The organism is Bacillus sp. FSL K6-0255, from assembly GCF_045040725.1.
Taxonomy (GTDB): domain Bacteria; phylum Bacillota; class Bacilli; order Bacillales; family Bacillaceae; genus Bacillus; species Bacillus subtilis.
In genome coordinates this window covers 3,512,521-3,530,674 of the sequence record NZ_CP150278.1, presented here as the reverse complement: position 1 = coordinate 3,530,674, position 18,154 = coordinate 3,512,521, and the positions used below count along the sequence as shown (strand labels likewise).

Sequence of the window (18,154 nt, the reverse complement as noted above, 5' to 3'; positions counted from 1 at the left end):
AAGGAGAAGGTATAATGGAAGGAACGGTTCTCTATATAAATAAAGACTTCATTTAATTCCAAAGGAGACTTCTTTATGCTTGACGAACGCATGATTCGCATTGTTGTTGCGTTTATTGTCTCGCTGCTGACAGTTTTAATCATAACCCCAATCGTAAAAAGGATTGCGATTAAAATAGGTGCAGTTGACCAGCCCAGCAATCGAAAAGTACATGACAAAATCATGCCCCGCATGGGCGGGCTGGCCATATTTATCGGGGTGGTTGCAGGCGTGCTTGCATCCGGTATTTACACAGAAACAAGGATGACGGCAATTACAGTCGGAGCATTCATCATTATTGTGTTAGGTATTCTTGACGATAAATATCAATTAAGTGCAAAAGTTAAGTTTTTGATTCAATTAGGTGTAGCCATTATGATTGTAAGCACTGGCTTAAAAATGGACTTTTTCTCAGTACCTTTTTTAACAGAACGATTTGAGTTAGGATGGATGGCTTATCCGCTGACGGTATTATGGATTGTCGGCATCACGAACGCAATTAACCTGATTGATGGATTGGATGGCCTTGCTGCCGGTCTTTCTGTTATCGGCCTGTCAACGATTGCTGTCATGGCGCTATCCGGCGGAAAAGTGCTCATTCTGTCACTCTCATTAGTCGTTATTGCCAGCACGCTGGGGTTTTTGTTTTACAACTTCCATCCGGCAAAAATCTTTATGGGAGATACGGGATCACTGTTTTTAGGGTATAGTATTTCGATTCTTTCATTATTAGGCCTGTATAAAAGTGTCACATTGTTCAGTATCGTTATCCCGATAATTATATTAGGCGTACCGATTTTTGATACAACATTTGCTATCATCAGAAGAATATTAAACAAACAGCCGATTTCAGCGCCGGATAAGTCGCATATTCACCATAGACTGATGGCCTTTGGCCTTTCACATCGGATGTCGGTCTTAGTTATTTATTTAATTGGATTTATTTTCAGTATCAGTGCGATTGTACTTAAAAGTGCCACAATTTGGCTTTCTTTGTTTATTATCTTCATTTTGATTATTTTTATGCAAATCATAGCAGAAGTGACAGGACTCGTGAATGAAAAATTTAAGCCGTTTACAAAGTTTTATAAACGGCTGGTGAAAAGGAATTAAAAACTCCGGCTTATGTGCCGGAGTTTTTTTCTGCGCAAAAATGCCCGATCCTCTAAAAGGACCGGGCATTTTTTAATAGGATGAATCAGTTGTTGAATTCGTTGTACTGTTGTTTGAGCTTGTGCTGCTGTCATTCGAATAGCTGTTTCCGCTCGTCGTCCCGTCAGTTGTTGTGCCAGTGCTGCCAGAACTGCTTGAGCTGTCAGTCCCGTCTGTTGCATTTCCGGTACCGGAAATGCCAGTGCTTGTATCAGGAGTATAATCTAAATGCTCTTGAAGCGTTTTTCTGACTTTCTCGAGATTTGTAGCATCAGGTTCAAAGTAATATGTGTTGTTAGGCCCTAAATACAAATCAGAACCTGTAATGCTCAATGTGTCGATTTTTTTGCTGGTAAAGCCGCTGTAAATCTGCTGAAGCGCTAAACCTTCAGTAATGCGAATATTGGTTTCAACATTTTCGCTGGCTTTTTCTGCGATTTTATCAATTTTAGCAATGTTGCTTGCACTTGACATGCGGTCAATCAGCGCGTTTAAGATTTGTTTTTGTCTGTCATTACGGCCAAAGTCTCCGCGTTTATCCTGTTTTCTCATCCGGGCATATGCTAATGCTTCTTCGCCGTTCAAATGCATCTCGCCTTTTTTGAAGTAAATCCGTTTGCTTTCGTCTACATCACTTTTTTCATCGAAATCGAAAGGCACGTCAACATCAATACCGCCGACTTCATTAATCACATCTTTAAATCCGTCAAAATCAACTGTGACATATTTATCAATCGGGATTTGCAAGAAGTTTTCAACAGTTTCAACTGTCTCATCTTTACCGCCTTTGCTGTAAGCGGCATTGATCTTCGTCTTGCTTCCCGTTGTGTCACCAGCTAATTGCACACGTGTGTCACGCGGAATGCTCAGCATTTTCATGGTTTTATTTTTGGGATCCAGGGTAACAACAATAAGAGAGTCTGATCTCCCTTTTTGTCCTTTAGTCGCGTAATCCTCTATTCCCATAAATAAAATAGAAAATGGTTTTTTCTTCATGTCTACAACTTCGTTGCGAAGATTTGATTTATTCCCGCGGGATAGGGCATCGTACGATTCATCCGCAGCGTTAATGGTTTTATAAAGTTTATACCCGCCAAGCCCTACAACTACCAATAGTGCAAGGGCGAACAATAACATTATTCTTTTTAAAATTTTCCTGCGTTTGCTCTTTTTCTTTTTTCGCACACGCACTCTAACGCGTTCAGCCATTATTCAGTCTCCTTTATGTGATTGACGGCTTTTTCAAGATACGTCAACTCTCCCTCTTTAATATCACTCTTTCCATTTGTCAGTTCTGTCATCCATTCAGAAAAAGCATTTGTTTCCTTTTCTTCCACGTATGTTTCGAATTCAACATTTTCTGAATAATGGATTTCCTTTAACAGAAATTGTGACTCCCTTAATTCATTTTCAATCTTGCCAAGCCATGTGTAATCTGCAGAAGTATGCATGATTCGCATAAGCTTCCGTTCTACAACACCTATATGATTTAATCCTTCAGACACTGATTTCCCATAAGCGCGAATTAATCCGCCAGCACCAAGCTTAATGCCTCCGAAGTAGCGTGTAACGACGGCGCAAGTATCCTTCAGCCTGCGTTTTTTTAAAACCTCGAGCATCGGCACTCCCGCTGTACCGCTTGGTTCCCCGTCATCATTGGCTTTTTGGATATGATCATTCTCGCCAATAACATAAGCCGAGCAATTATGAGTCGCATTCCAGTGCTGTTTCTTTATTTTCTGTATAAATTCCTGTGCCTCTTGTTCGGTAGAAACACGGCTTAAATGACAGATAAAACGCGATTTTTCTATAACAATCTCGTGTTCTCCTGCTTCTTTCACAGTAAAATAGCTGTGCAGCATGCTAGCTGACCCTCCTGCTAAGCATAAAAGACTGCCTATACAATTTCGTACAGTCTTTAGAATTTTTGTGCGTATTTTGGTATCATAAAGAGTAGAGAGTATATAAAAATGTTTTTTTCTAGAATATACGCATTCTTTCATTATAATTCGACATAATTTGCAGATCAATTACATTTATAATAAAAATATATGACAACGCCGTGACGGAGGGAAATTATGAATAAAACAAAGATGGATTCCAAAGTGCTGGATTCTATTTTGATGAAGATGCTGAAAACCGTTGACGGGAGCAAGGACGAAGTTTTTCAAATCGGGGAGCAGTCACGCCAGCAGTATGAACAGCTGGTCGAAGAACTGAAACAAATTAAACAGCAGGTGTATGAAGTGATTGAGCTTGGCGATAAACTTGAAGTGCAAACTCGCCATGCGAGAAACCGTTTATCCGAGGTCAGCCGTAATTTTCATAGATTCAGTGAAGAGGAAATCCGCAATGCTTATGAAAAAGCCCATAAGCTGCAGGTAGAATTGACGATGATCCAGCAGCGTGAGAAGCAATTGCGCGAACGGCGGGACGATTTGGAGCGCAGATTGCTAGGGCTTCAGGAAATCATTGAGCGGTCAGAATCATTAGTAAGCCAAATTACAGTTGTGCTCAACTACTTGAATCAGGATTTGCGCGAAGTTGGACTGCTTCTTGCTGATGCTCAGGCAAAACAGGATTTCGGCTTAAGAATCATTGAGGCGCAGGAAGAAGAGCGAAAAAGAGTCTCAAGAGAAATCCATGACGGACCCGCTCAAATGCTGGCGAATGTTATGATGAGATCGGAATTAATCGAGCGGATTTTCCGTGACCGGGGCGCAGAGGACGGATTCCAAGAAATTAAAAATCTACGCCAAAATGTTCGGAATGCCCTTTACGAAGTGAGAAGGATTATATATGATTTAAGACCGATGGCCCTTGATGACCTAGGCCTGATTCCAACTTTAAGAAAATATCTATATACAACCGAGGAATATAACGGGAAGGTCAAAATACATTTTCAGTGCATTGGAGAAACAGAGGATCAGAGGCTAGCGCCTCAGTTTGAGGTTGCGCTCTTCAGGCTCGCACAGGAAGCTGTGTCTAATGCGCTAAAGCATTCTGAATCTGAAGAAATTACAGTCAAAGTTGAGATCACAAAGGATTTTGTGATTTTAATGATAAAAGATAACGGTAAAGGGTTCGACCTGAAGGAAGCGAAAGAGAAGAAAAACAAATCATTCGGCTTGCTGGGCATGAAAGAAAGAGTAGATTTATTGGAAGGAACGATGACAATAGATTCGAAAATAGGTCTTGGGACATTTATTATGATTAAGGTTCCGTTATCTCTTTGACTATGATTTGTAAAATAGAGCCAAAAGGCATATTGACCGAATGCTAGAGTATATAGAACAATAATACAAGGAGGCGTGGCTTGTGACTAAAGTAAACATTGTTATTATCGACGACCATCAGTTATTTCGTGAAGGTGTTAAACGGATATTGGATTTTGAACCTACCTTTGAAGTGGTAGCCGAAGGTGATGACGGGGACGAAGCGGCTCGTATTGTTGAGCACTATCATCCTGATGTTGTGATCATGGATATCAATATGCCAAACGTAAATGGTGTGGAAGCTACAAAACAGCTTGTAGAGCTGTATCCTGAATCTAAAGTAATTATTCTATCAATTCACGATGACGAAAATTATGTAACACATGCCCTGAAAACAGGTGCAAGAGGTTATCTGCTGAAAGAGATGGATGCTGATACATTAATTGAAGCGGTTAAAGTAGTGGCTGAGGGCGGATCTTACCTCCATCCGAAGGTTACTCACAACCTCGTTAACGAATTCCGCCGCCTTGCAACAAGCGGAGTTTCTGCACACCCTCAACATGAGGTTTACCCTGAAATCCGCAGACCATTACATATTTTAACTAGGCGGGAATGTGAAGTGCTGCAGATGCTTGCAGACGGAAAAAGCAACCGCGGTATTGGTGAATCATTGTTTATCAGTGAGAAAACCGTTAAAAACCATGTCAGCAATATTTTACAAAAAATGAATGTAAACGACCGGACGCAAGCCGTTGTGGTCGCCATTAAAAATGGCTGGGTAGAAATGAGATAGTATAATAGGAGACTTGCCTTTTACTAGGCAGGTCTTTTTTTAGGCTGCCGTTTCCCTTACAATAGAGTTATAAAGCAATAAGGCAGGTATCGAAGCTATGAATATTGCAGTCGTAACAGACAGCACGGCATATATTCCGAAAGAAATGCGTGAACAACATCAGATACATATGATCCCTCTCCAGGTTGTTTTTAGGGAGGAGACTTACCGTGAAGAAATTGAGTTGGACTGGAAAAGCTTTTATGAAGAAGTGAAAAAACATAATGAGCTCCCGACGACTTCTCAGCCGCCAATCGGCGAGCTGGTTGCGTTGTATGAAGAGCTTGGCAAGTCTTATGATGCGGTTATCAGTATCCATCTTTCCAGCGGGATCAGCGGAACATTCAGCAGTGCAGCAGCGGCTGATTCGATGGTCGACAATATTGATGTGTATCCATTTGACTCAGAGATCAGCTGCTTGGCTCAAGGCTTTTATGCCCTTAAAGCTGCTGAATTAATCAAAAACGGAGCATCATCGCCGGAAGATATTATAAAAGAACTGGAAGAAATGAAAAAAACAGTTCGAGCTTATTTTATGGTAGATGACTTAGCCCATCTTCAGCGCGGCGGGCGATTAAGCAGCGCCCAAGCCTTCATTGGTAGTCTTCTAAAGGTAAAGCCTATCCTTCATTTTGACAATAAGGTAATTGTGCCTTTTGAGAAGATTCGCACACGTAAAAAAGCAATTTCGCGAATTTATGAGCTTTTAGACGAAGATGCGAGTAAAGGGTTGCCTATGCGAGCTGCTGTTATCCACGCTAATCGAGAGGAAGAAGCAGCGAAAATCATTGAAGAGCTTTCTGCAAAATATCCTCATGTTGAATTTTATAACAGCTATTTTGGCGCGGTAATCGGCACTCATTTGGGTGAAGGTGCGTTAGGAATTTGCTGGTGTTTTAAATAAGGCCAAATCTCCGTTTTTAGAGCGGAGATTTTTTTATATTCTTATTTTAATAGTTGGACAGAAAATATTCATTCAGGCATACTGTTTCGAAAGGAGGCGTGCTATGTGAATGTGCCAGTTGAAAAAAACGGTTCCTTTTCAAAAGAATTGCAGCAGACGCTTCGAAGCCGTCATTTGCTCAGGACTGAGCTCTCATTTTCCGATGAGATGATTGAATGGCATATCAAGAATGGATATATCACTGCTGAAAATTCTATATCCATAAATAAACGGAGATATAGATGTAATAGGTGCGGACAAACTGATCAGCGGTATTTTTCTTTTTATCACTCATCTGGAAAGAATAAGCTGTATTGCCGTTCCTGTGTCATGATGGGCAGAGTGAGTGAGGAGGTTCCTTTATATTCATGGAAAGAGGAAAATGAATCAAACTGGAAGTCTATTAAGCTGACATGGGATGGCAAGCTTTCAAGCGGACAGCAAAAAGCCGCCAATGTTTTAATTGAAGCAATATCAAAAAAAGAAGAGCTCCTCATCTGGGCGGTTTGCGGCGCTGGCAAAACAGAAATGCTGTTTCCTGGTATAGAATCAGCGTTAAATCAAGGACTGCGTGTATGTATTGCAACACCTCGCACCGATGTTGTATTAGAGCTTGCTCCAAGACTCAAGGCTGCCTTTCAGGGTGCTGACATTTCAGCGCTTTACGGAGGAAGCGATGACAAAGGGCGGCTATCTCCGCTTATGATTTCCACTACGCATCAGCTTTTGCGATATAAAGATGCAATCGATGTTATGATCATTGATGAAGTTGACGCTTTTCCATATTCTGCTGATCAAACCCTTCAATTCGCTGTTCAAAAAGCAAGAAAGAAAAACAGCACCCTCGTTTATTTAAGTGCAACACCTCCTAAAGAATTAAAAAGAAAAGCACTGAACGGACAGTTACATTCAGTTCGCATCCCCGCAAGACACCACCGGAAACCTTTACCCGAACCGCGCTTTGTATGGTGTGGAAACTGGAAGAAGAAATTAAACCGAAATAAAATTCCGCCAGCGGTGAAAAGATGGATAGAGTTTCATATAAAAGAAGGGAGGCCTGTTTTTTTATTCGTTCCTTCCGTTTCTATTCTGGAAAAGGCTGCTGCGTGCTTTAGAGGTGTTCATTGCCGAACCGCATCTGTGCACGCGGAAGACAAGCATAGAAAGGAGAAAGTGCAGCAATTCAGAGATGGTCAGCTCGATTTATTAATCACAACAACAATACTGGAAAGAGGCGTCACAGTCCCCAAGGTGCAAACGGGTGTACTAGGAGCGGAATCACCTATCTTTACGGAAAGCGCACTTGTTCAAATTGCAGGAAGAACCGGCCGGCATAAAGAATATGCGGACGGCGATGTCATTTACTTTCACTTCGGCAAAACAAAGAGTATGCTCGATGCAAGAAAGCATATAAAAGAAATGAATGAATTGGCAGCAAAAGTTGAATGTACAGACTAGCCATTATTTGAAAACGTGGTACAGTATACTCATATAACCGATGATGAGGAGCTGTAAAAATGCTTGTCAATTCAAAAGAAATCGTAATGAAAGAACTGCTCGACCGATATATGGACCAGCTTCATATGGCCTGTACTTGCCAAGTATGCCAAAACGATGTATTGGCACTTTCTTTAAACAAAGTGAGTCCATCCTACGTTACTGATCTTAAAAAGATCGCATATACGAAAGCTGAGCTGGTAGATAAACAAAAAAACACAGCAATGCTTGTCATTTTGGCTGAATCTGCTGCAGTAGTTTCAGAGAGTCCAAGCGATTTATGTCAAACGAAGCAGGAGGAGGCATTCATAAACTGATCTGTTTATTATGTGATTCGCAATTTTCTCAAGATGTTACATGGAGAGCCCTTTTTTTACTAAAGCCTGATGAAAAGGTTTGTTATTCTTGCAGAAGCAAATTAAAGAAAATCACAGGACATATCTGCCCCCTGTGCGGCAGACCTCAATCTGTTCATGCCGTATGCAGGGATTGCGAGGTGTGGAGAACAAGGATCAGAGACAGTTTGCTATTGCGTCAGAACCGTTCAGTTTACACATATAATGATATGATGAAAGAAACGCTCTCCCGTTTTAAATTTAGAGGAGATGCAGAAATCATAAATGCATTTAAAAGTGATTTTTCTTCAACCTTTTCTAAGGTTTACCCCGATAAGCATTTTGTTCTTGTACCTATTCCGCTGAGCAAGGAACGGGAAGAAGAGCGCGGATTTAACCAGGCACAGCTCTTGGCAGAATGTTTAGACCGGCCTTCCCACCATCCCCTCATTCGCCTGAATAATGAGAAACAGTCAAAGAAAAAGAAAACAGAACGCCTGCTGTCAGAGCGCATTTTTGATACAAAAAATAATTCAGCAGAAGGTATGAATATCATTTTAATAGACGATCTTTATACAACAGGCGCCACCTTGCACTTCGCAGCCCGCTGCTTATTAGAAAAAGGAAAAGCCGCTTCAGTGTCATCTTTTACCTTGATCAGAAGCTAAATGATTCTGTTTTTATGCCGATATAATCACTAGAAATTGACACAGGCATATTATCTAATAAGGAGAAAAAAGATGGGAGAACTGGCTAATTGTCCGAAATGCAATGCTTTATTTTTAAAAACAAAGCTGCAAACCGTATGTCAGGCGTGTATTAAGGAAGAAGAAAAATCATTTGAGACTGTCTATAAATTTTTAAGAAAACAGGAAAACCGGCAATCAACTTTGAGCCGGATAACTGAGGAAACAGGTGTGGAAGAAGAGCTGATATTGAAATTCATCAGGCAGAAGCGAATTCAGATCACTCATCTTCCTAATTTGGCATACCCTTGTGAAAGGTGCGGGACATCGATTAGAGAAGGCAAATTCTGCAAGGCTTGCCAGTCCGATATTAAGGATCAAATGGATCATTTGAACCACGAGGATGCTCTGAAAATCGAGAAAGAAAATAGTAAAAAAGACACATACTATGCCTATAATACCAAAAACAGCTGATTCCCTAAACTAACTGAAAACGCAGTCGATAAAAGGGTTAAGATTGTTTAAAGACTGCAACGGAAAGCGAGAGGAATCCTATGAAAATCAATCAATTTGGAACACAATCCGTTAATCCATATCAAAAAAATTATGATAAGCAAGCGGTGCAAAAAACTGCTGCACAGCCTCAAGATAAAATTGAAATTTCATCACAGGCTAAAGAAATGCAACATGCATCCGACGCAGTCACTGGTTCACGACAGGAAAAAATTGCGCAGCTTAAAGCGCAAATTGAAAACGGGTCATACAAAGTAGACGCAAATCATATCGCGAAAAATATGATTAATTTTTATAAAAAGCAATAAAAAAGGAGAAAGCCCATGTCAGCGAAGGCAATTATTGAACAATTGAAGCGACTTTGCGTTCTGCATGAGCACCTGCTCACGCTGTCTGAAGAAAAGACGGAAGCGCTCAAAGCCGGCAAAACAAAAGAGCTTTCTAACATTTTGACAAAAGAGCAAAAATATATTCAAGCAATCACGCAGACAGAAGATGACCGGATCAAAACAACTTCGGCCTTTCTCGGATATAGCGAAAATAATACTATTTCCGCATGTATCACCAAAACCTCAGGCAGTGAAAAGGAAGAGCTGGAACAACTATACGAATCTCTTTCTCAAGTTCTCGGACGTCTGAAAAAAGTAAATGAGATGAATAGGCAGCTGACAAGAGACGCGCTGCAATTCATCTCTATTTCGTACGATATGCTGGTTCCTAAGGAAAATAACTTCAATTACAGCAAATCAATTAAAGCTGAGCTGCCGAAAAGCAGCAAAATGAAACTGTTTGATTCAAAAGCTTAGCAGAAAGGAATTCAGAAAATGACATCTACCTTTATGGGGCTTGAAACTGCAAGGCGGGCGTTAAGCGCTCAGCAGGCAGCGTTAAGCACGACTGCAAATAACGTGGCAAATGCCAATACTGATGGTTATACAAGACAGCGGGTCTCATTGGAGGCAACTGACTATTTCCCTGCTGTATCTAAAAACGCAGAAAAAACAGCGGGACAAATGGGTACGGGCGTTCAAGGAAAATCAGTTGAGAGAATAAGAGATATCTTTCTTGACTACCAATACCGTCTTCAAAACAACAGTGCCGGATACTATGACACGAAGGCCAAAGCGCTGTCCCAAATGGAAGGCGTTTTAAATGAAACGGATGACAGCGGCTTGAACAGTGTGCTCAATTCGTTTTGGAATTCTCTGCAGGAATTATCGAATAATACAAATGAAGAAAGTGCACGTTCTGTTGTTGCTCGAAAAGGACAAGCTGTAGCTGAAACGTTTAATTATATTTCTGAATCACTTACAAATGTCCAATCGAATTTAAAAGCAGAGCTAAATACAACTGTGTTGGATGTCAATTCTCTGCTTTCTCAATTAAACAGTTTAAATAAGCAAATTGCACAAGTAGAGCCGGTCGGGCTTCTTCCGAATGGTTTATATGACCAGCGAGATTTGCTGATCGATAAATTATCCTCAATGGTTGATATCAAAGTCAGCTACAACAAATCAGGCGGGAATGCACTTGCATCTGCTGAAGGAACTGTATCAATTGAAATCCTTGATAAAAATAAACAGTCGCTAGGAACTGTTTTGGACGGTAAAAATTACGAGGTTTCAGAACTTGCAGCCAACTATGATAATGAAACTGGATTAGTATCAAGTATTTCAATCGGGGATACAGCTGTGCAGGCGGAGTCCTTTAGCAGCAAGGGATCCCTTTTAGGATTTATAGAGTCTTACGGGTATATAACAGCAGACGGCCAAGAAAAGGGCGTATACCCGGAAATGCTTTCTGATCTTGACAATATGGCGCTTGAATTCGCGAAAGCTTTCAATGAAGTGCACAGAAATGGTGTGACCAAGAGCGGTGAACAAGGCGGAGACTTTTTTGATTTTACTGGCGGTGAAACTGAACCTGCCAAGGGCGCGGCGGGCAAGATCAAAGTGGCTGACAGCATAATAGATTCAAAAGGCGCAAACATTGCTTTCTCACTGACTGGCGCAGCCAACGATAACGCAAATGCTACAAAATTAGCAAATGTTTTAACCGGTAAAATAACCATTAACGGTAAAGAAACTAGTGTTTTAGATTATTATGCGGGTCTGATTGGCGAGCTAGGGATCGAAGCTCAAGAGGCTAATCGACTGGCGTCTAATACAGAAACACAGCTGAATGATGCTGACATAAACCGTCAGCAAATGAGCGCAGTTTCTTTAGACGAAGAAATGACGAATATGATTCAATTCCAACACGCATACAATGCAGCTGCAAGAATGGTGACTTTACAAGACGAATTGCTTGATAAAGTGATCAACGGCATGGGTGTTGGAGGAAGGTAGGTAGAGTCACATGAGAGTAACACAAGGCATGATACAGCAAAACTCACTGAGATATATCGGTTCGAGCTACTCGAAGCTGGATAAACTCCAGTCGCAGATTTCTTCAGGAAAAAAAATCTCAAAAGCTTCCGACGATCCTGTAGTAGCAATGAAAAGCTTAAAGTATAATACGCAACTGTCTCAAGTGCAGCAGTACAAAAGCAATGCTTCTCAAGCCTTTACCTGGCTCGAAAACACAGAAACAAACATTACAGAAGGAATTGACATCTTGTCAAAGGTCAGAGAATTAGCGGTTGAAGCTCAAAATGATACAAACGGCGAGCCGGAGCGGCAAGCGATTGGCGTAGAGGTAAAGCAGTTAAAGGAACAGCTTTTAAATATTGCGAATACACAAGTGAACGGCAGATATATCTTTAATGGCACAAATTCAGATAAGCCTCCGGTTACAGATAACGGAGACGGAACTTATACAATTTCTGATACAGCTGATGTCGTAGTCAATATATCAAATAATATGTCATTGAAAGTGAATTCAGATCCAAAGTCAGCTTTTGGAGGCACTTCTGAAAGCGGGCAGAATGTATTTGAAATGCTTGATTCTTTTGAGAAAGCACTAAATTCTGGTTCGCTAGATGGCATGGACAGTGTTTTAAATGATATTGATCATTTTTCTGACGGCATGAGCGCTGAACGATCTGATCTTGGAGCGAGATATAATCGTCTTGAACTGGTTAATACAAGACTGTCAGCGCAAGAAGAAACAGCTACCAAAGTGTTATCAGACAATGAAGATGTAGAACTGGAAGAAGTAATAACTGAATTTATTGCGCAGCAAAGTGTGCACAGGGCTACTCTGGCCGTTAATGCGCAAATTGTTCAGCCTACATTGATTGACTTTTTAAAGTAAGCGGCTCTTAGGAGTTCGCTTTTTTTATAGTTCAGGAGGTAGAGTGATGCAGATTCCCAGATTGATTATGCATAGTGTTCAAGGAAAAATTGGTTTAACAACGACGCCTGCCAGCTTAAAAATGGAGCAGCCTCAAGCTGATCTAGAGATCGAACAGCCGAGTGCGGAAATGGAAATATCGGTGACACCTGGAAAACTCACGATTGACCAGACACAAGCATGGGAAGAATTAGACAGAAAGCATGTTTTCAAGAGAATTGAAGAAGCCGCCCAACAAGGGCATGAGGATGTAATGGAGGGAATAGCACGCACTGCAGAAGAAGGCGACGAGCTTATGAAGATTGAAAATAAGGGGAACCCAATCGCTTCACAAGCAAGGAGGAACTCTGAAATGCACCAAATTCAATTAGGCGAAAATTATGCTCCTTCTCTTTCGAGGGTGAAAATACAATATACTCCGTCACAGCTTGATGTGCAGATTACGCCGCGAAAGCCTGTTATTCAGGCTGAGCCGCATAAGCCAATTGTTGAATATACGCCAGGAAATGTTAAGGTTGACATGCTTCAATACCCTGATTTAAATATAGATGTAGAATACCCGAAAGAATCACCCGAAAAGTAAAAAGAAAAGGATCGTGAACAATGATCATTCATACGAAGTACCATGGCCAAATGAACATAAAAGAAGAACAAATCATTCTTTTTGAAAGCGGGATTCCAGGCTTTTTAGAAGAAAAACAGTTCGTCATACTTCCGCTTTCAGAAGACTCTCCATTCGTGGCACTGCAGTCCGTCACTTCAGAAAATCTTGCGTTTATCGTCGTAAGTCCGTTTATCTTTTTTAAGAATTATGAATTTGATCTTGATGAATCAACTGCTGAACTTTTGGATATCGATAATATTCAAGACGTAGAAGTCATGACAATATTGACTATGGCAGAGCCATTTGAAAAGTCTACTGCGAATTTATTGGCTCCCATTATTGTGAATCGCAAGAACATGATGGCTAAGCAAGTCGTTTTACACGACTCCTCATATACGACAAAGCATCCGATTGGAGGAGAATCATGCTAGTTTTATCGCGGAAAATAAACGAAGCGATTCAAATAGGTGCTGATATTGAAGTAAAAGTGATTGCGGTTGAAGGGGATCAAGTGAAGCTTGGAATTGACGCCCCAAAGCATATTGATATTCACAGGAAAGAAATTTACTTGACCATTCAGGAAGAAAATAACCGTGCAGCAGCGTTATCCAGCGATGTGATCTCCGCATTATCCTCACAAAAAAAGTGAGGATTTTTTTATTTTTGTATTAACAAAATCAGAGACAATCCGATATTAATGATGTAGCCGGGAGGAGGCGCAAAAGACTCAGCCAGTTACAAAATAAGGGCACAAGGACGTGCCTTAACAACATATTCAGGGAGGAACAAAACAATGAGAATTAACCACAATATTGCAGCGCTTAACACACTGAACCGTTTGTCTTCAAACAACAGTGCGAGCCAAAAGAACATGGAGAAACTTTCTTCAGGTCTTCGCATCAACCGTGCGGGAGATGACGCAGCAGGTCTTGCGATCTCTGAAAAAATGAGAGGACAAATCAGAGGTCTTGAAATGGCTTCTAAAAACTCTCAAGACGGAATCTCTCTTATCCAAACAGCTGAGGGTGCATTAACTGAAACTCATGCGATCCTTCAACGTGTTCGTGAGCTAGTTGTTCAAGCTGGAAACACTGGAACTCAGGACAAAGCAACTGATTTGCAATCTATTCAAGATGAAATTTCAGCTTTAACAGATGAAATCGATGGTATTTCAAATCGTACAGAATTCAATGGTAAGAAATTGCTCGATGGCACTTACAAAGTTGACACAGCTACTCCTGCAAATCAAAAGAACTTGGTATTCCAAATCGGAGCAAATGCTACACAGCAAATCTCTGTAAATATTGAGGATATGGGTGCTGACGCTCTTGGAATTAAAGAAGCTGATGGTTCAATTGCAGCTCTTCATTCAGTTAATGATCTTGACGTAACAAAATTCGCAGATAATGCAGCAGATACTGCTGATATCGGTTTCGATGCTCAATTGAAAGTTGTTGATGAAGCGATCAACCAAGTTTCTTCTCAACGTGCTAAGCTTGGTGCGGTACAAAATCGTCTAGAGCACACAATTAACAACTTAAGCGCTTCTGGTGAAAACTTGACAGCTGCTGAGTCTCGTATCCGTGACGTTGACATGGCTAAAGAGATGAGCGAATTCACAAAGAACAACATTCTTTCTCAGGCTTCTCAAGCTATGCTTGCTCAAGCAAACCAACAGCCGCAAAACGTACTTCAATTATTACGTTAATTTTAAAAAAGACCTTGGCGTTGCCAGGGTCTTTTAATTTAAATTTCTATCTCCTAATCATTCCTCATCCTGTCACTAACTCATGATATAATAACCGGATTCTCCACTAACTTTTTATAAATGTATTTCCATACAAGAAATCTAAAACAGAAGATTTTTTTCCAAAAATATGTGTAATCTTATCTCGACTTAGTCGATATAAACGATAGATTGGGGCATAGGGGATGATCAATTGAACATTGAAAGGCTCACTACGTTACAACCTGTTTGGGATCGTTATGATACTCAAATACATAATCAGAAAGATAATGATAACGAGGTTCCTGTTCATCAAGTTTCATATACCAATCTTGCTGAAATGGTGGGGGAAATGAACAAGCTTTTGGAACCTTCGCAAGTTCATCTGAAGTTCGAGCTTCATGACAAGTTAAATGAATACTATGTAAAGGTAATAGAGGACTCTACAAATGAAGTGATCCGCGAAATTCCACCAAAACGGTGGCTTGATTTTTATGCGGCTATGACTGAATTTCTTGGGTTATTTGTAGATGAAAAAAAGTAGAATAGGAGTGGTTTGAGATGGTCACAAGAATAACAGGTCTGGCGTCAGGAATGGATATAGATGATATCGTATCAAAGCTGATGCAGACAGAAAGAGCGCCGCTTGATAAGCTGACACAAAAAAAGCAGACTCTTGAATGGCAGCGTGACAGCTATCGTGAAGTAAACTCAAAAATAAAAGAATTGCAAGATTATATGTCTAAAAATACGTTGACATATCCGAGCACGTATCAGAGCAAAACTGTGACAAGCTCTAATGAGTCTGTGTTAACTGCTACAGGAAGCGTAAGTGCGCCAAATTCTTCGTCTACTGTTGAAGTGGCGAGCTTGGCAACTGCAGCAACGTATAAGGCAAACAATTATACGGGATACACACAAGGCGATTACAATTTGGCATTTAACGTTGTTGCGCCTGGCGAAACAACAGCAAAAACAGTGAACATTAGTGTGACGAGTGCCGATACGATTGATAATGTGATTTCTAAACTTAACAGCTCAGATCTAGGAGTATCAGCATTTAAAGATAAAATTTGGAATGGTACAGAGTACGTAGAAACGATTGCGTTTTCTTCTAAAGCAACAGGTGCAGGAGGAAGCATACAGGCAGCAGACTCTGCTACAGCTGACTTTATGTCCGGTCAGCTTGGTTTTTCTTTGGATGCTGATAATAAGCTTACTGCTTACAAAGAAGGCACAAATGCCAAAGTCACAATCAACGGCTTTGAAATGGAGAAGCTGACAAACAATTTCACGGTGAATGGTGTTACTTATTCGATTAAAAATACAACTGCAGCCACAGGCCCTGTTACCACATCTGTTTCTACTGATGTTGATGGGATTTATAACCAAATCAAAGAGTTTGTAGATAAATACAATGAACTGGTTGACAGCCTGAATGAAAAGCTGAAAGAAGAAAAATACCGAGACTATACGCCACTCACGAGTGAACAAAAAGAAGCCATGTCCGATAAAGAGGTAGAGCTCTGGGAGGAGAAGGCGAAAAGCGGATTGCTGAGAAACGATTCAAGCATCAGCACTGGCACGAACCAAATGCGGACTGACTTTTATACTCAAGTGAATGCGGATGGGAAAACCTATCAATTAACTGAATTTGGCATCACAACTTCAAGTGCTTACCAACTGCGAGGGCACTTAGAGATTAACGAAGAGAAATTGAAAGCAAAAATAGCAGAAGATCCTCAAGGAGTTGCTAATCTTTTTACAAGTGGAACAAATGATAGTAACTATAGCGATAAAGGTATTATGAAGCGGATTACTAATACACTTAGAAGTACTGTGAAAAGTATTGAAGCTAAAGCTGGGAACTCGACAATGGGAGCTAGTAGCTATTCCATTGGAAAAAATTTAAACTCGATAAGTACTGAAATAACTGATATGCAGGACAGATTGAATACCATAGAAAACCGCTATTATTCAAAATTCAGTGCAATGGATTCTGCGATTCAAAAAATGAACGAACAAGCGTCCTATTTATCACAGCTTCTTGTACAATAAATGTAATTTGGAGGATGACACATGGCGATCCAAAATCCATATACAGCCTATCAGCAAAATTCAGTGAATACGGCTACACCCGGGGAGCTGACGCTTATGCTGTATAATGGCTGTTTGAAATTTATAAGACTTGCCGCTCAGGCCATTGAGAATGATGATATGGAACGTAAAAATGAAAATCTGATTAAAGCGCAAAATATTATTCAGGAATTAAATTTTACACTTAACCGTAACATAGAGCTTTCCGCTTCTATGGGTGCGATGTACGATTATATGTATCGCAGATTGGTACAGGCAAATATCAAAAATGATACGGGCATGCTGGCTGAGGTTGAAGGTTATGTAACAGATTTTCGCGATGCTTGGAAACAAGCCATTCAAAGTGAGCGGAAGGACCGGCACGGATCAGGCGGGATCGCATGAATAATATAGATCAACTATACACTGAGACGAAGAGTATGCTGTCACACATACAAAATACGCCGGAAAGCGATGAACTTTTAAAGCAAATTGAAGACTTTGTGGCTACACGGTCTGAACTGATTCAGGAGATATCTCTGCCGCTTTCAGAAGAAGAGCGAAAGCAGATGAAACTTATTTTGACATGGGATCAGCTGATTGTGAAGGAAATGGAAAGACTGAAGCAGTCAATCGCAACAGAACTTCAGCAGATGAAAAGAAAACGTGTGATGCATACGACGTATTTAAACCCTTATAACAACATTACGATTGACGGCACATATTATGACAAGCGTAAATAGGTGAGTGCCTTGAAGAGCATTGAAGATTATACGCTTTTATCAGCTTATTATCATCTTCTTTTTACCATCGAAGAGGGGTTGTGTTATTTGATAGAGGCTGAAGAGAATTTATCAAAAACAGAAGGGGATCGGATCTACCAAGATCTGATCCAAGCCTTTTTTTATTTGGATTCAACACATTCAACACTTCTCTTCATTATGGATTCGCGGTGTGCTGAAATTTGTGTGAAAGCATTTGACCAAATTTTTGCGGAGTTTGATCAATTGGTCTCTTTCTCTTTTCCCTCTCATGAGTTCTGTGAGTATTTAAAGGAACATTTTCTGATTCATTATAGAAAATGGATGCTGTCTATTCATCAATGTATGGAACCCTTTTTAATCAATTAGGCGTGTGTGAGGTATTTGTTTCGTTCAATCAGCATATACATATACCTCCGAACCGCCAATAACAGAGCAAATACAAACAAAATTCGACAAAGTTCACTGAATTTTCACAAAA

The 18,154-nt window shown here is 40.5% G+C and carries 23 protein-coding genes; 21 read left to right on the top strand and 2 right to left on the bottom strand.

All coding sequences use genetic code 11. The features are described 5' to 3' along the window. Positions 1-75 precede the first annotated feature (75 nt). On the top strand, positions 76-1,152 hold the full coding sequence (locus MHB62_RS18395; protein ID WP_003227975.1) for an MraY family glycosyltransferase: 1,077 nt from the start codon (positions 76-78) through the stop codon (positions 1,150-1,152). 72 nt (positions 1,153-1,224) lie between these two features. Here the strand turns inward: MHB62_RS18395 and tagV are convergent, their stop codons facing one another. Together tagV and MHB62_RS18385 are read right to left on the bottom strand one after the other, a co-directional pair. Then, complete coding sequence (gene tagV, locus MHB62_RS18390) at positions 1,225-2,400, bottom strand: polyisoprenyl-teichoic acid--peptidoglycan teichoic acid transferase TagV (protein ID WP_015714802.1); 1,176 nt, start codon at positions 2,398-2,400, stop codon at positions 1,225-1,227. Further along, positions 2,400-3,053 carry a YigZ family protein gene (locus MHB62_RS18385; RefSeq protein ID WP_003227979.1) on the bottom strand — a complete coding sequence of 218 codons (654 nt, stop codon included), beginning with the start codon at positions 3,051-3,053 and terminating at the stop codon, positions 2,400-2,402. The genes tagV and MHB62_RS18385 overlap by 1 nt, the downstream gene beginning before the upstream one ends. A gap of 216 nt (positions 3,054-3,269) precedes the next feature. Between MHB62_RS18385 and degS the strand changes: the two genes are divergently transcribed. The 20 genes from degS (at position 3,270) to MHB62_RS18285 (ending at position 18,042) form a co-directional block, all read left to right on the top strand. After that, positions 3,270-4,427 (top strand): two-component sensor histidine kinase DegS, encoded by a 1,158-nt coding sequence (gene degS / locus MHB62_RS18380; RefSeq protein ID WP_003227983.1) that lies wholly within the window; start codon positions 3,270-3,272, stop codon positions 4,425-4,427. A gap of 82 nt (positions 4,428-4,509) precedes the next feature. Next, positions 4,510-5,199, top strand: coding sequence for a two-component system response regulator DegU (gene degU / locus MHB62_RS18375; protein WP_003219701.1), 690 nt, complete (start codon positions 4,510-4,512; stop codon positions 5,197-5,199). A 97-nt stretch (positions 5,200-5,296) separates the two neighbouring features. Further along, on the top strand, positions 5,297-6,142 hold the full coding sequence (locus MHB62_RS18370) for a DegV family protein (protein WP_003244125.1): 846 nt from the start codon (positions 5,297-5,299) through the stop codon (positions 6,140-6,142). Positions 6,143-6,247: 105 nt separating this feature from the next. Next, a complete protein-coding gene (comFA, locus tag MHB62_RS18365) occupies positions 6,248-7,639 on the top strand; it encodes an ATP-dependent helicase ComFA (protein WP_089172669.1) in 1,392 nt (463 codons plus the stop codon). A 59-nt stretch (positions 7,640-7,698) separates the two neighbouring features. Beyond that, complete coding sequence (gene comFB, locus MHB62_RS18360) at positions 7,699-7,995, top strand: late competence protein ComFB (RefSeq protein WP_015483764.1); 297 nt, start codon at positions 7,699-7,701, stop codon at positions 7,993-7,995. Then, on the top strand, positions 7,959-8,681 hold the full coding sequence (gene comFC, locus MHB62_RS18355; protein ID WP_014481051.1) for a comF operon protein ComFC: 723 nt from the start codon (positions 7,959-7,961) through the stop codon (positions 8,679-8,681). Before comFB ends, comFC begins: the two co-directional genes overlap by 37 nt. A 72-nt stretch (positions 8,682-8,753) precedes the next feature. Further along, positions 8,754-9,173, top strand: coding sequence for a TIGR03826 family flagellar region protein (locus MHB62_RS18350; protein WP_003227995.1), 420 nt, complete (start codon positions 8,754-8,756; stop codon positions 9,171-9,173). Positions 9,174-9,253: 80 nt separating this feature from the next. Then, a complete protein-coding gene (gene flgM / locus MHB62_RS18345) occupies positions 9,254-9,520 on the top strand; it encodes a flagellar biosynthesis anti-sigma factor FlgM (RefSeq protein WP_014478128.1) in 267 nt (88 codons plus the stop codon). A gap of 15 nt (positions 9,521-9,535) precedes the next feature. Then, positions 9,536-10,018 carry a flagellar protein FlgN gene (flgN, locus tag MHB62_RS18340; RefSeq protein WP_032722609.1) on the top strand — a complete coding sequence of 161 codons (483 nt, stop codon included), beginning with the start codon at positions 9,536-9,538 and terminating at the stop codon, positions 10,016-10,018. 18 nt (positions 10,019-10,036) lie between these two features. Continuing rightward, complete coding sequence (gene flgK, locus MHB62_RS18335) at positions 10,037-11,560, top strand: flagellar hook-associated protein FlgK (protein ID WP_003228001.1); 1,524 nt, start codon at positions 10,037-10,039, stop codon at positions 11,558-11,560. Between the two features lie 10 nt (positions 11,561-11,570). Continuing rightward, positions 11,571-12,467, top strand: coding sequence for a flagellar hook-associated protein FlgL (gene flgL / locus MHB62_RS18330; protein ID WP_003228004.1), 897 nt, complete (start codon positions 11,571-11,573; stop codon positions 12,465-12,467). Positions 12,468-12,513: 46 nt separating this feature from the next. Continuing rightward, positions 12,514-13,089, top strand: coding sequence for a DUF6470 family protein (locus MHB62_RS18325; protein WP_003243053.1), 576 nt, complete (start codon positions 12,514-12,516; stop codon positions 13,087-13,089). A 20-nt stretch (positions 13,090-13,109) separates the two neighbouring features. Then, complete coding sequence (gene fliW, locus MHB62_RS18320; RefSeq protein WP_003228007.1) at positions 13,110-13,541, top strand: flagellar assembly protein FliW; 432 nt, start codon at positions 13,110-13,112, stop codon at positions 13,539-13,541. Further along, positions 13,535-13,759: a carbon storage regulator CsrA gene (csrA, locus tag MHB62_RS18315; protein ID WP_003219727.1), complete on the top strand. Its 225-nt coding sequence runs from the start codon at positions 13,535-13,537 to the stop codon at positions 13,757-13,759. The genes fliW and csrA overlap by 7 nt, the downstream gene beginning before the upstream one ends. A 144-nt stretch (positions 13,760-13,903) precedes the next feature. Next, positions 13,904-14,818, top strand: coding sequence for a flagellin Hag (gene hag, locus MHB62_RS18310; protein ID WP_003228021.1), 915 nt, complete (start codon positions 13,904-13,906; stop codon positions 14,816-14,818). A gap of 232 nt (positions 14,819-15,050) precedes the next feature. Continuing rightward, on the top strand, positions 15,051-15,380 hold the full coding sequence (flaG, locus tag MHB62_RS18305) for a flagellar protein FlaG (protein ID WP_009968250.1): 330 nt from the start codon (positions 15,051-15,053) through the stop codon (positions 15,378-15,380). 17 nt (positions 15,381-15,397) lie between these two features. Next, on the top strand, positions 15,398-16,894 hold the full coding sequence (locus MHB62_RS18300) for a flagellar hook-associated protein 2 (protein ID WP_003242960.1): 1,497 nt from the start codon (positions 15,398-15,400) through the stop codon (positions 16,892-16,894). 21 nt (positions 16,895-16,915) lie between these two features. Further along, positions 16,916-17,317, top strand: a complete 402-nt coding sequence (gene fliS / locus MHB62_RS18295) for a flagellar export chaperone FliS (protein WP_003243747.1) — start codon at positions 16,916-16,918, stop codon at positions 17,315-17,317. Further along, the gene (gene fliT / locus MHB62_RS18290) at positions 17,314-17,655 is read left to right on the top strand and encodes a flagella biosynthesis regulatory protein FliT (protein ID WP_003242603.1); all 342 of its coding nucleotides are present in this window, start codon (positions 17,314-17,316) and stop codon (positions 17,653-17,655) included. Before fliS ends, fliT begins: the two co-directional genes overlap by 4 nt. A gap of 9 nt (positions 17,656-17,664) precedes the next feature. Then, positions 17,665-18,042, top strand: coding sequence for a hypothetical protein (locus MHB62_RS18285; protein WP_003244377.1), 378 nt, complete (start codon positions 17,665-17,667; stop codon positions 18,040-18,042). Positions 18,043-18,154: the final 112 nt, after the last annotated feature.

Coding starts and splice junctions, on each gene's coding strand:
- MHB62_RS18395 (WP_003227975.1), top strand. CDS start 76: ATGCTTGACGAACGCATGATTCGCATTGTTGTTGCGTTTATTGTCTCG.
- tagV (WP_015714802.1), bottom strand. CDS start 2,400: ATGGCTGAACGCGTTAGAGTGCGTGTGCGAAAAAAGAAAAAGAGCAAA.
- MHB62_RS18385 (WP_003227979.1), bottom strand. CDS start 3,053: ATGCTGCACAGCTATTTTACTGTGAAAGAAGCAGGAGAACACGAGATT.
- degS (WP_003227983.1), top strand. CDS start 3,270: ATGAATAAAACAAAGATGGATTCCAAAGTGCTGGATTCTATTTTGATG.
- MHB62_RS18370 (WP_003244125.1), top strand. CDS start 5,297: ATGAATATTGCAGTCGTAACAGACAGCACGGCATATATTCCGAAAGAA.
- comFB (WP_015483764.1), top strand. CDS start 7,699: ATGCTTGTCAATTCAAAAGAAATCGTAATGAAAGAACTGCTCGACCGA.
- comFC (WP_014481051.1), top strand. CDS start 7,959: ATGTCAAACGAAGCAGGAGGAGGCATTCATAAACTGATCTGTTTATTA.
- MHB62_RS18350 (WP_003227995.1), top strand. CDS start 8,754: ATGGGAGAACTGGCTAATTGTCCGAAATGCAATGCTTTATTTTTAAAA.
- flgM (WP_014478128.1), top strand. CDS start 9,254: ATGAAAATCAATCAATTTGGAACACAATCCGTTAATCCATATCAAAAA.
- flgN (WP_032722609.1), top strand. CDS start 9,536: ATGTCAGCGAAGGCAATTATTGAACAATTGAAGCGACTTTGCGTTCTG.
- flgK (WP_003228001.1), top strand. CDS start 10,037: ATGACATCTACCTTTATGGGGCTTGAAACTGCAAGGCGGGCGTTAAGC.
- flgL (WP_003228004.1), top strand. CDS start 11,571: ATGAGAGTAACACAAGGCATGATACAGCAAAACTCACTGAGATATATC.
- MHB62_RS18325 (WP_003243053.1), top strand. CDS start 12,514: ATGCAGATTCCCAGATTGATTATGCATAGTGTTCAAGGAAAAATTGGT.
- fliW (WP_003228007.1), top strand. CDS start 13,110: ATGATCATTCATACGAAGTACCATGGCCAAATGAACATAAAAGAAGAA.
- csrA (WP_003219727.1), top strand. CDS start 13,535: ATGCTAGTTTTATCGCGGAAAATAAACGAAGCGATTCAAATAGGTGCT.
- hag (WP_003228021.1), top strand. CDS start 13,904: ATGAGAATTAACCACAATATTGCAGCGCTTAACACACTGAACCGTTTG.
- MHB62_RS18300 (WP_003242960.1), top strand. CDS start 15,398: ATGGTCACAAGAATAACAGGTCTGGCGTCAGGAATGGATATAGATGAT.
- fliS (WP_003243747.1), top strand. CDS start 16,916: ATGGCGATCCAAAATCCATATACAGCCTATCAGCAAAATTCAGTGAAT.
- fliT (WP_003242603.1), top strand. CDS start 17,314: ATGAATAATATAGATCAACTATACACTGAGACGAAGAGTATGCTGTCA.